The following is a 12,124-nucleotide window of genomic DNA, read 5'->3' on the forward strand; positions in this document are numbered from 1 at the left end:
GCGCTTAGCGTCCGCTCGTCAGCGGTTCGGACGTTGCCCTTGGGCTGCTTTTCGATCGAATTTGTAGTCTCTCCGAACTCGTATCACGTGGCCGTCGTTGCTGATCGCAATCGTTTCGAACTCCCCTGCTGCACTGCGACATCTCCAGTTCAGTGTCCGATCACAGTACACGAACGAGTTGCAACGAGAGTACTACTGAATCCTCTCCCCCTAGAAAGCGGGGGAGAACGCGAATTCGAACGACCGTCCCTGGCCCGGGTTCGTGTTCCTCAAACAGGTGGCTCGAATATACTGGCCGGTTTCTCGGTGGCAGAGCGGCGTATAACCGCGCCGGGTTGTCCGGCTCGAGGTGGGCTATCGTCGCGCTTGAAAGTCACTGTACACCCGAGCGCAGGGCAGCGTTGGATCAGTGTGTCTCGTTTCAAGCGCGACGATAGCAATAGCGGCAAACAGACGGCGCCTGATCTCGATGGACCTATAGTAGCCGTTGAAAGTCATTGTACACCTGATCGAACGACGGCGTTGCGATCAGTGTGTGAATCGTTTCAACGGCTACTATAGCGCTGCAATGGAGTAAGGCAATCGTCGCTGAATCACCTCGAGAACCGCTGTAATCGACACCCGAACCGGAGCGATGACGAAACGCTGTTGGTTGCTCGAGCGGGTAGTGGCCCGGGCCACGTGCGACTTCCGTCGGACCGAGCGGGATGCATCAGTCCCAATGATCGCGTTCTGTGGCCGCTACGTGGATCTTTCACTCTTGTACTTCGATATATCCAAACTCTCTACTGTCCTTTTGTAGTTAATATTCTCACAGATATCGACGCACGACGGTCTCCAAGAGCATAAGATACATAAATGATCATCGGAATCGTTGAACCGACATGCATTGTCAACCCTATCCTTACGGAGCGAACATACTGTCGACTGAGTCTCGAGGCACGGTTGTCCGGACCGCGGCCGCATCCGAATATCGCGTGGCCTGTCACGACTGACAACAATGGAATACGATATTACACTCTTCGACGAACTCGATCCGGACGCCCGCCCCTCGTTAGGTGAGGCGTTGGTACCGGTTGCGGGAATGCTGTCGTTCCTCGCCCTCGGGATCGGTATCTATGGGCTGGACCCGCAGTTCCCCCTCTTCTGGGGCATCACGTTTACCGGGTTGTTCAGTTACTACTGGCTCGGTGTCTCGTGGGATACGTTGTACGAAGGGATCACCCAGAGTCTCCTGATGGGGATTCAGGTGGTGTTCATTCTCTTTATCGTGTATGCACTCATCTCCACGTGGATCCAGGCGGGAACGATACCCGCGATGATGTACTACGGGCTTAGTCTGTTGACTCCCGCAGTGTTCCTTCCGATGACCGCAGTGATCACTGCCGTTATCACGTTCGCCATCGGGTCCTCGTGGACGGCGGCAGGGACGCTCGGCGTCGCCTTTATCGGAATCGGCTCCGGGCTCGGCCTCCCCGCACCGATGACGGCCGGCGCGATCCTCACCGGGGCGTACACGGGTGACAAGCAATCACCGCTGTCGGACACGACGAACCTCGCGGCAGCCGTCACCAACACCGATCTCTACGACCACATCAACGCGATGCGGAACGGAACCACGCTCGCGTTCGTGATCAGTGTCATCTTATTCGCGGTCCTCGGTCTCCAGGCCTCCGGAGCTATTCCGGCCGACCGGGTTGCCGAGATACAGACGGCACTTGCCGGTACGTACACGATCTCCCCGCTCGCGTTCTTCCCGATCGTGGTAACGTTCGCGCTCGCGATATACGGTATTTCCGCGATTCCGGCCCTCGGGACGGGTATCTTTGCCGGCGCGGCGACCGCGCTCGCACTGCAAGGGACGGGCTTTGAGCAGATCTGGTCCGCGGCCCAGAGCGGTACGAACCCCGAAACCGGACTCGAGGTCGTCAACGACCTTCTGGCGAGTGGCGGAATGGTCGGCGGCTCGTGGGCCGTTACGATCGCCATTTCGGCGCTTGCACTCGGCGGAATGCTCGAATGTACCGGTATTATCGCTGTCCTCGCTCACCATCTCGGCCGGCTGAGTCGTAGCGTCGCGAGCCTGACCGGCGTGACTGCGTTCTCGGCCGTGTCGATGAACGTTCTCGCTGCGGAGCAATACGTCAGCATCGTCGTTCCGGGGATCACGCTCCGGAACCTCTACGAGGAAAAAGGACTCAAGAGCGAAAACCTCTCGCGGGCCATCGAGTCGTCCGGGACGGTGACGAGCGCGCTCGTTCCGTGGAACAGTGGCGCTGTCTTCATGGCGGGAACGCTCGGCGTCAGTACGTTCGACTATGCGCCGTACTATTTCCTTGGCTTCCTCTCGCCCCTGATACTCATCCTGATGGGTGTCACCGGATGGAACATCACGCATAAGGAATCAGCAGACGCGGAGGGTACCGCAGTCGAACACGCCGAACCCGTTCCAGCCGGGGACGAGTAAGGCTCACCGATCGTTCGGCGCGGCTCGATATTCGAACCCCGTACCGTTTACCGTCGAATCCGTCTCGACCGATCGCCGTCGCTGCCGAAGCCGCGTTCGTCTCTTTTCGACCATCGCGTTCCAACCTCGAGGCGACGGTCTCGCCGCTTCCGCGGTGGTTACACTACATCACTCGAACCGTGCGTCGGAGAGCGGTGCCGAAATATCGTGGTACGGAGGACGACTCGATGGGGAACCCGGCGGCCGCTGCGGTCACTCGGCGTGGTCCATCGTCGGACCTGCAGGTCGTAGTCAGACGGTCGCGGCTCGGCTGACGCTCGCGATCGCCTCGTCGAGGAGGTCGACGGCGATGTCGAGTTCGCGGTCGCGAACGTCAAGCGGCGGCAGCAATCGGAGCGTCTTCCGTCCACAGCCAAGCGTTAACAGGCCGCGCTCGAGCGCGGCTTCCATGACCGCTTCACGCTGATCGGGGGTCTCGAATTCGATAGCGGCCATGAGCCCGAGCCCGCGTACGTCCTCCAGGGCCTGGTACTCGTCTTGAAGGGGTGCGAGACGGTCGAGGAGCCCTTTGCCCTGTCGGTCGGCGTGATCGAGCAAGTCGTGTTCGTCGATCGCAGCGAGGGTGAGCGATCCCTGAATCGAGGAGAGGATATCGCCAGCCCCCCACGTCGAGGAGATGCGCGCTTTCTCGTCGGGGAACAGCTCCGATCGCGAGATCGTCGCACCGACGCGTAGTGCCTTGGCGCTCGTGATGACGTCCGGCTCGAAATCGTAGTGGTCGGAGGCCCACATTTTCCCGGTTCGGCCGACGCCCGACTGGATCTCGTCGGCGATGAGCGGGATATCGTGTTCGGTACAGAGGTCGTTGACGGCGCTCATGAACTCGGCGTCGGGGACCCGATAGCCGCCTTCACCCTGGACCGGCTCGAGGATGAGGAAGGCGACCTGTTCGGGTGGGATGTGGCCGTGTTTCGGATCGAGTTTCTCGCGGAGGCGTTCGACGCCGGCCATGCTGTGGGGGACGTCGTGGATGCCGCTGAGTTCGGGGAACCCACGTCGATGGACGGATTTCGACCGGTTCAGCGAGAGCGCACCGAGCGTGCGCCCATGGAACGCGCCTTCGAACGTGAGGCCGTATTTGGGCTGCTCACAGTTATCGTAACAGATCTTCATCGCGTTCTCGACCGCCTCGGCTCCGGAGTTCGACAGGAAGACCGTGTCCATGTCGTATTTGGCGGTGATCTCGGTCAGCTTGTCCATCAGGTGGCTCTGTGACGGTAGTTCGGCGTCGTCGGGTGTGCCACCGGTACTAACGTAGAAATCCTGCCCGGCGATCTTCAGTGGATCCACGAGGTCGAATTCGCGGAGGTCGTCCATGATCTTCGGGTTGTTGTAGCCCAGCGGCGCAGCGGCGACGTGGCTCGTGAAATCCAACAGTACGTTGCCGTCCGCGTCCGTACAGAAGGGGCCCTCGGCGTCTTCGGTGATGTCCCAGACGAAGTCGTAGACGTACGTACTCGTCGCTGCAGACTGATGATGCAGGTCGACCCATTCCGTCGCGGTCGGGCCTGGCAGTTGCTGTACAGCTGGCTCTGCTGTTTCGCGCTGCATACTCTCTCACATGGTCACGCGTGTCTTAAAACTCAGGGTATCAACAAAACGGTGGCTCGGCGGGCGCCGATGCGTGACTGATAGGCGGGTCGTTTCGACGGGGCCGCTACGCTGTGCCGGTCGGTTCTCCTCCAACAGGGACTCCGATCGAAGGGCTACCGAAGCGTTACGCTATCCGTTTGCCGAGGAGACTGGCGGCGAGTTCGGCTGCGACTTCCGCGGTGCGGTTGTTCCGATCGAGAATCGGATTCACCTCGACGATATCGACCGAGCGAAGTAGCTCCGCGTCGCGGTCGCGCTCGGCAACGCACTCGAGTGCAGCGTGGGCTTCCCTGTATTCGACGCCGCCGCGAACGGGGGTCCCGACGCCCGGTGCGACCGTCGGGTCGAGCCAGTCGAGATCGAGGCTGACGTGAACCCCGTCCACGCCGTCGGTTGCGATATCGAGCGCGTCCTCGACGACGGCGGTGATACCGCGTTCGTCGATATCGTGCATCGTGAACACGGTTACGTCACTTTCCTTGAGGGCGGTTCGCTCGGCGTTGTCAAGACGTCGTGCGCCGACGATGACCGTATTCGACGGGTCGACGGTCGGCGTCGTCGTCCAGTCGAGTCCGTCGAACTCACCGGTGCCAGTGACGGCTGCCAGGGGCATCCCGTGGACGTTGCCACTGGGAGAGGTGTCGGGTGTGTTGTAGTCCCCGTGGGCGTCGAACCAGAGAACCCCGATGTCCGCCGCTCGTGCTGCGCCGCGGATGGTTCCCATCGCAGTCGCATGATCGCCGCCCAGAGCGATCGGAACGTCACCGTCCGCAATCGTGTCGGCGACCTCGTCCGCGAGTTCGGCGGTGACGTCGGCGATCTCGTCGAGATACTTCGCATCGTCTTCCGTAGCCGGGACATCACACTGCTCGATTCGGGGGACGCGAAGATCTCCGCAATCGGTACAATCAACGCCGGCTGTTTCGAGTTCGCCGGCAATATCCGCGTACCGGATGGCTCGCGGTCCGATGTCGACGCCGCGCCGATCCGCTCCGAGATCGAGCGGCGCGCCGAGCAGGCGAACGGTTCGAGTCGTCGATCGGTTCGGGTGGTCGATTCTGGCGTCGGTTGGTGTTGTCATGCTGGTGGAAAGACTCGTCGATGGTTCCGTTTCGTCGGCAGGATGTTAGCCCTCGTGTCCCGCGCGTCGCTACGTCGTAGCCACTGGGTAGCACGCACGGCAGTTCCCCGGAGGACGTTTCGCTTTTCGACTGCCGTCCGGATCGTCTGCCAGGCGTCGAACGGGAGGTCCCCACACTCGAGCGATCGGCTCCGACGGGTGAGCTGTCGGAGCAACTCGCCGTCGTTCACTGTCACGCCACCCGGGGTAGCGAACGTGTCGGCATCGGCCGGTCGGTCGCGACTCTCGCGGCGGCTACGAGCGGTGCGGCTGCCGAAGACACGCGTCAGTCACTCGGTTGTTTCGTACCGTTACTCCAGTAGCAGTTCCCGCATCTCGGTTCCGGTTCGTGGGTGTCAATAACAGCACCGCACGCTGGACACCGTCGCTGGGTAGTTACAGGCATGTTCCGTGTATCGTCACGGTAACTCTACGCCAGTATATATATTCTTTGCAACTCCCGGCTCGACATCACGTCGAATCAGCCGTCACGCTGTGCGGTCTCGAGGTTGACTTCGATGAGATTGGCGGTCTCCATGACGAGTTCGGGGACCTCCGACCGAAACCGCTCGCCTTTCAGCCGACTGGCCGGTGCGCTCATGCTCACTGCACCGAAGATGGAACCGTCGGGAACGCGGATCGGTACACCGACGGCACGCATGCCACGGATTTCCTCCTCGTCGTTGAGCGCATAGCCGTTCTCTCGTACCGTCTCGAGCGTTTCCCGAAGTTCGGTCTCGTCCGTGATCGTGTTTGCCGTCTGTGCCTCGAGTTCTTGGGCGTCGAGTATCCTGTCTCGACGGTCCGCATCGAAGTGTGCAAGCATCGCTTTCCCGGCGGCGTTGTGGTGGAGATACTGCGGTGTCTCGCGCAGACGGAGGTGGTAGTCGGTCGCGATCGCGTATTCGCCGCGACTCTCGTAGAGGGTGACCTCGCGACCGCGTTCCTCAGCGACGAGGTGTACGTATTCCCCGGTCCGTTCGGCGAGTTCGTCGATCTCGTCGTGGCCCGCCATGTACAGGCTGGTTTCGTTTCGTACGTGTTCCGCGACCGTGACAAACTGTAAGCTGAGTCGGTAGACGCCGTCTTCCTCCGTGAGGTAGCCACAGTTGTGAAGCGTCCGGAGATACGTATGGACCGTGCCCTTCGTCAGGTCGACTTCCTCGGTGATCTCCGTGAGCGTTCCCTCGGTGAGCCGTTTAATAGCGGCCAGTATTTCATCGATCTTGTGGACTGATTTGATCTCCCGCTGACCGTTCGTTTCCTTTGCGGTTCCGAACATAGCCCTTCATCTATAGCGCTGTTTCTTAAACACTTGCATATATCAAACGCGTTTATTCGAACGCGGAACCGAGGCCGATCTCGGGTGGGAACCGCGAAAGGGGAAAATCGTCGCCGGTTCGCAGTCGATCCGACTCGTGAGCCCAGTTATTCGTCGGTCGTGATGTCGGCCGACAGTCCCTGGGCCATCTCGATCTCTTTGGAGTTGTTCAGCGTCCAGGCGGTGCGCTCGGTGACGGCCTCGATGGCCTCGCGGGCGCTCGGATAGCCGTTGCCGGATTTCTTGACGCCGCCGAAGGGCAACTGGACCTCCGCGCCGATACAGGGCAGGTTCGCGTACGCGAGCCCGATATCGGCGTGATCGCGGAAGTAGTTGACCTGTCGGTAGTCCTCCGAGATGATCGCCCCAGCCAGCCCGTAGGGCGTATCGTTGTGGATCTCGACCGCGTCCTCAATGTCACCCGAATACTCGAGGAGGGCGACGTGGGGGCCGAAACACTCCTCGTTGAGACAGCGCAGGTCCGACTCGTAGTCGATTTCGTAGACGAACGGGCCGACCCAGTGGCCCTCCGCGTGGCCGTCCGGAATTTCGTCGTCCTCGAGTTCGAATCGATCGACCAGGACGTTCGCGCCCTCTTCGCGCGCGAGTTCGTTGTGCCGGTGGATCTTCTCGACGTGGTCGGCCTCGATCGCCGGCCCCATGAACGTCTCTTCCTCGAGGGGATCGCCGACGGCGACGTCCTTGGCGATCTCGACGAACCGCTCTTTGAACTCGTCGTAGACGTCCTCGTGGATGATCAGCCGCTCGCTCGAGACACAGCGCTGGCCGGTCGTCTTGAACGAACTCATGACGGCCGCGTGGACGGCGATGTCGAGGTCGGCCTCCTCGGTCACGACGATGCCGTTTTTGCCACCCATCTCACAGGCCGCGAGCTTGCCGGGTTCGCCGCCGACCTTGCCGGCGATCTCGTGGCCGACTTCGGCCGAGCCGGTAAAGAGGACGGTATCGACGCGCTCGTCGTCGGTAATCGCTGCGCCGGCATCACCGAACCCTTGGACCATGTTGAAGACGCCATCGGGAATCCCGGCGTCCTCGAACATCTCGGCGATGATCTGGGCACACCACGGGGTCTGCTCGGCGGGCTTCCAGACGACGGTGTTGCCCTCGACCAGCGCGATGGCCATATGCCAGAACGGGATCGCGACCGGGAAGTTCCACGGGGTGATACAGCCGATGACGCCCCGCGGTTTCCGGCGCATGTACGCGTCCTTGCTCGGAATCTCCGACGGAACGACGTCGCCGTGTGGGTGGCGCGCGTTGCCCGCCGCCCATTCGACCATGTGCCAGGCCTCGGTGACGTCTGCTTTCCCTTCCGAGATCTCTTTGCCACACTCTTTCGAGACGATCTCGCCGAGCTCCTGGTGGCGCTCGCGCAGTTCGTGGTAGATCTCCCACAGGTACTCCGCGCGATCGATCGCCGACAGTTCCCGCCACTCTTCGAAGGCCTCGTCCGCCGCCTCGAGGGCCGCGTCGACGTCCGCCTCGGTGCCACGCTGGAACGTCGCCAGCGTCTCGCCGGTGGCAGGGCTTTCGCTCTCGAAGGTTTCGGAGCCAGTTCCGCTCGTCCATTCGCCGTTGATATAGTGGAGATTAGTTCCACTTGCTGTTGATCGACTCACGTTCGACCGTTCTCCTGTGGCGCATATAATTGTTCATCTTTGCGTGAGCGGTCCGTGATACGGCTCACCGGGAGTACGCGGTTCGTATATATCAAATACGTGTTCGAGCGAATGCGGCGACTGAAAAGGGAGCGAACACGAACGATAGAGTACGGTAAGCGGCCGCTCCTTGGACGTTACACCATCACACACTCTCGGTAACGTTACAGACATACGTTTGTAATACAACGTGATGCGTCTGATTTGATATTCTGAAATGGACGGTATCGTGACGAGAGTTTGCGGGATATCGGCCCTGCGGACGTACACAATGGACTCCGGGCTCGATATCGTGGCATAGTATATCAGCCATGGAAAGACTTATCAAAGGCCATGATTCATTGGGGTCTATGGGTGAATTCGGGATACTCTCCCTCGTACCACCGATTTTAGCGATCACGTTAGCGATTACCACGAGACGTATCATCCTCTCACTGTTCGTTAGCATCTGGTTCGGTGCCGTCATCTATACCGGCGGGTTCGGCATCGGACAGACGTTCGATTGGGTCGTCGCAGCCATCATCGCCGATGACGGGTTTCACGCGGAAATCCTGATTTTCACGCTCCTCCTCGGGTCGGGCGTTGCACTGATCTGGCGGTTAGGCGGTGCTATCGCTATTCAGGAGATCGCGAGCAAACGCCTCGAAACGAGACGGAAAGTCGGGATCGTCGCCTGGCTGTTGGGTATGGCGCTGTTCTTCGACGACTATGCAAACACCGCGATCATCGGGAACACGATGCGTGAAACGTCGGACCGAGTCAAGATTTCACGAGAGAAACTGTCCTATATCGTCGACTCGACGGCCGCTCCCGTCGCGACGATCGGTATTTCGGGATGGGTTGCGTTTCAGCTGTCGATGATCGACGAGGCATTCAGCAATATCGAAACCGGAGCGGGCGTCCAGACACCGGACGTCTTCACCGTCTACCTCGAGTCGATCCCGTACAACGCCTATGCGATTCTTGCGATCGTCATGGTCGGCGTCATCGTCGTTACACAGCGGGATTACGGTGAGATGCTCACGGCGGAGCGCCGCGCCTGGGAAACGGGCAAGGTCAACGACGACGATGCGGACCCGTTACAGGAAGTCGAGGGCCATCTCAGTGATCCGATCACTGACCGACCAATGCTTCGGACGTTTCTGCTCCCGATCGTGGTCCTGATCGCCGTTACGATCGGCAGCGCGCTTCGGACCGGTTACGATGGTCAGCCGGTGGTCGAGTCACTGCTCGCAGGTGAGTTCGCGACGTTCGTCGAAACGGCGACGACCATCGCCGGCAACGGGTCCTGGACGACCGCACTGGTCTGGGGATCGTTCGCAATGGTCTCGACAGCGTTCGGTATCGGTATCGTATACGACCTGTTTACAGCCGACGAAGGCGTCGATGCCATCCTCGAAGGGTTCGAACTCATGCTGACTGCGGTGACGATTCTGATCCTGGCGTGGTCGATCAGTACCGTCGCCGATGCACTGGGGACGGGGGCATACGTCGCGACGCTGGTCGAAGGGACGATTCCGGTGGCACTGTTCCCCGTTGCCGTCTTCATCACCGCGACGTTCATTTCGCTCACGATGGGATCGTCGTGGGCGACGATGAGCCTGCTGACACCCGTTGCGATCTCCGTCGCGTTCGATCTCACCGGCGGGTTCGGACTCGCACCCGTCACCGTGGGGGCGGTGTTCTCCGGCGCGATCTTCGGGGACCACACGTCACCGATTTCGGATACGACCGTTCTCTCGTCGACCTTTACCGGTGCCGACCTCGTCGACCACGTCCGGACGCAAGCGTACTACGCGACGACCGTTGCGACCGTTGTCGTCGTCTGCTATCTCCTGTACGGCTTCTTTGCCGTCCCGCCACTGGTATTCCTGCCGATCGGCGTCGTCTTGCTTGTCGGACTCGTGTACGGGCTGTCGGAATTCGACGCGAATCGACGGGGAATCGACGTCGGGACAATGCGACGCGATGTCGACCCGACCGGACAGGACGCCGACTCCGAACACGGTACAGCGCCGGAGGGAACCGATTAACGTCCGCGACGACCGTTCCCGGTAACTGCGTCTCTCGGTATCGTTTCACAATTTGAAGCGCGAGTCGGCCCCCCGACCCTCTTATCCGGGAAGCGACACAGAGCCACGGGCGGGCCACAACCGTTTCAGCTGGCGAAGCGATAACCGGAATGGGAGATCATAAGTATCTGGTTTCCGATGACGAGGTATGGATGTTAATCGTGCCGTGATAGAACGATTGACGAGCAATGGGATCGACACGATGTTCGGCATTCCGGGCAAACAGACGCTCCCGTTGAACGAAGCGATCGGGACACGTGACGATATCCGGTTCGTCGTCGCACGCCACGAAACCGCCGTATCCCATCAAGCGTGGGGGTACGCGGAAACGAGCGGCACGCCGGCAGCGACGGCTGTCGTCCCCGGGCCGGGCGACATGAACGCGATGAACGGGCTGAAAAACGCACTCAACGATTGTACCCCGCTCGTTCACATCGCCGTCGAGACCGAACCCGAGGTTCGCGGGGGCGGTGGAATCCACGAGACGCCACCGGAAACCTACGATACCGTCGTCAAGGAGAACCTGCTCGTCGAACGACCGGAAAGCACGGCCGCGATCGTCGAGGAAGCCATCGCGATCGCCGAGACGCCGCCCAAGGGGCCGGTCCGGATCGGAATCCCGAAAAACTTCTTGACGATGGACGTTCCCCTGGCGACACCCGGAGAGTACAACCGAGAGTACGTCAAGAGCGCCGCCGAATCGGATATCGAGGCGGCTGCGACGCTGCTTGCCGAGGCGACGACGCCAGTGATCCTTGCCGGCGGTGGCGTCCGTGCCGCGAACGCGAGCGACTCGCTTCGACGGCTGGCCGACCGGCTCGAGGCACCCGTCGTGACGACGTACAAGGGCAAGGGCGTTCTCCCCGACGATCCCGACGGGTACGTCGCCGGAACGCTTTCGGGCAGTGCATCCCCCGAACTCCTCGATTGTCTCGCCACCGCCGATGCCGCACTGGCGGTCGGGACGGACTTCGACGCGGTCGCGACCCGGACCTGGAGCGTCGAACTGCCCGATGACCTCGTCCACGTGACCCTCGATGCCGACGATCTCGGGAACGGCTACGATCCCACGGTCGGCATCATCGCCGATGCCGGGGTGGCGCTCTCGGAACTCGAGGCCGCGCTCGCGGACCGACCGATCCGTGCCAGCGACGGGACGGAGCGGGCGATGGCGGTCCGGGAAGCGACGAGCGACCGCCTCGACGAACTCCGTGGCTCGTCGCCCCCGTTGACGTCGGTGAGCGCACTCGAGAGCGTCCGAGACGCCATTCCACAGGACACGGTCGTCTCCGTCGACGCCGGTGGGTTTCGTGTCTGGGCGCTCAACGTCTTTGCGGCGGCCGGTCCACGGTCGTACGTCAACCCGGGATCGTGGGCGACGATGGGAACCGGTCTCCCGGCAGGAATCGGCGCACAGCTCGCCAATCCCGACGACGACGTCGTCGTTCTCACCGGCGACGGCGGCCTCATGATGTGCATCCACGAACTCCACACGGCCGTCGCGGAGAACGTTCCGATTACGGTCGTCGTGTTCACCAACGAGGACTACGCGATCATCAGCGATCAGGCGGGGCGAGACTACGATCTCTCCGACCGTGAGTACAACTGGAGCGACGCGCCGATTTCGTTCACGTCGCTCGCGGAGAGTATGGGAATGCGCAGTGAGTGTGTCGAAGACCCCGACGAGATACGGTCGACGGTCGGGTCCGCAGCCGTGGCGGACGAACCGGTCCTCGTTCAGATCCCCACCGATCCGTCGGAGCCACAGGCGAGCGACTGGATGCGTACTGATTGACATCCTCCCCGCCCTGA

General features: G+C 61.3%; 7 protein-coding genes. 3 read left to right on the forward strand and 4 right to left on the reverse strand.

The window, feature by feature from the left end; translation table 11 throughout:
- Window positions 1-1,000: 1,000 nt before the first annotated feature.
- Window positions 1,001-2,467 (forward strand): Na+/H+ antiporter NhaC, encoded by a 1,467-nt coding sequence (nhaC, locus tag ACERIM_RS16960; RefSeq protein ID WP_373633556.1) that lies wholly within the window; start codon window positions 1,001-1,003, stop codon window positions 2,465-2,467.
- A 291-nt stretch (window positions 2,468-2,758) separates the two neighbouring features.
- Here the strand turns inward: nhaC and ACERIM_RS16965 are convergent, their stop codons facing one another.
- The 4 genes from ACERIM_RS16965 to ACERIM_RS16980 form a co-directional block, all read right to left on the reverse strand.
- The gene (locus ACERIM_RS16965; RefSeq protein ID WP_373633557.1) at window positions 2,759-4,078 is read right to left on the reverse strand and encodes an aspartate aminotransferase family protein; all 1,320 of its coding nucleotides are present in this window, start codon (window positions 4,076-4,078) and stop codon (window positions 2,759-2,761) included.
- A 166-nt stretch (window positions 4,079-4,244) separates the two neighbouring features.
- Window positions 4,245-5,201 (reverse strand): arginase, encoded by a 957-nt coding sequence (rocF, locus tag ACERIM_RS16970; protein WP_373633558.1) that lies wholly within the window; start codon window positions 5,199-5,201, stop codon window positions 4,245-4,247.
- A gap of 520 nt (window positions 5,202-5,721) precedes the next feature.
- Window positions 5,722-6,522 carry an IclR family transcriptional regulator gene (locus tag ACERIM_RS16975; protein WP_006648169.1) on the reverse strand — a complete coding sequence of 267 codons (801 nt, stop codon included), beginning with the start codon at window positions 6,520-6,522 and terminating at the stop codon, window positions 5,722-5,724.
- 146 nt (window positions 6,523-6,668) lie between these two features.
- Window positions 6,669-8,201, reverse strand: a complete 1,533-nt coding sequence (locus ACERIM_RS16980) for an aldehyde dehydrogenase family protein (protein ID WP_006648170.1) — start codon at window positions 8,199-8,201, stop codon at window positions 6,669-6,671.
- Window positions 8,202-8,590: 389 nt separating this feature from the next.
- On the opposite strand from ACERIM_RS16980, the gene ACERIM_RS16985 reads away from it, so the two are divergent.
- On the forward strand, window positions 8,591-10,273 hold the full coding sequence (locus ACERIM_RS16985) for a Na+/H+ antiporter NhaC family protein (protein ID WP_373633559.1): 1,683 nt from the start codon (window positions 8,591-8,593) through the stop codon (window positions 10,271-10,273).
- Between the two features lie 187 nt (window positions 10,274-10,460).
- A complete protein-coding gene (locus ACERIM_RS16990; RefSeq protein WP_373633560.1) occupies window positions 10,461-12,107 on the forward strand; it encodes a thiamine pyrophosphate-binding protein in 1,647 nt (548 codons plus the stop codon).
- The last annotated feature ends 17 nt before the right edge of the window (window positions 12,108-12,124 follow it).

The organism is Natrinema sp. H-ect1 (assembly GCF_041821105.1).
Lineage (GTDB): Archaea > Halobacteriota > Halobacteria > Halobacteriales > Natrialbaceae > Natrinema > Natrinema thermotolerans.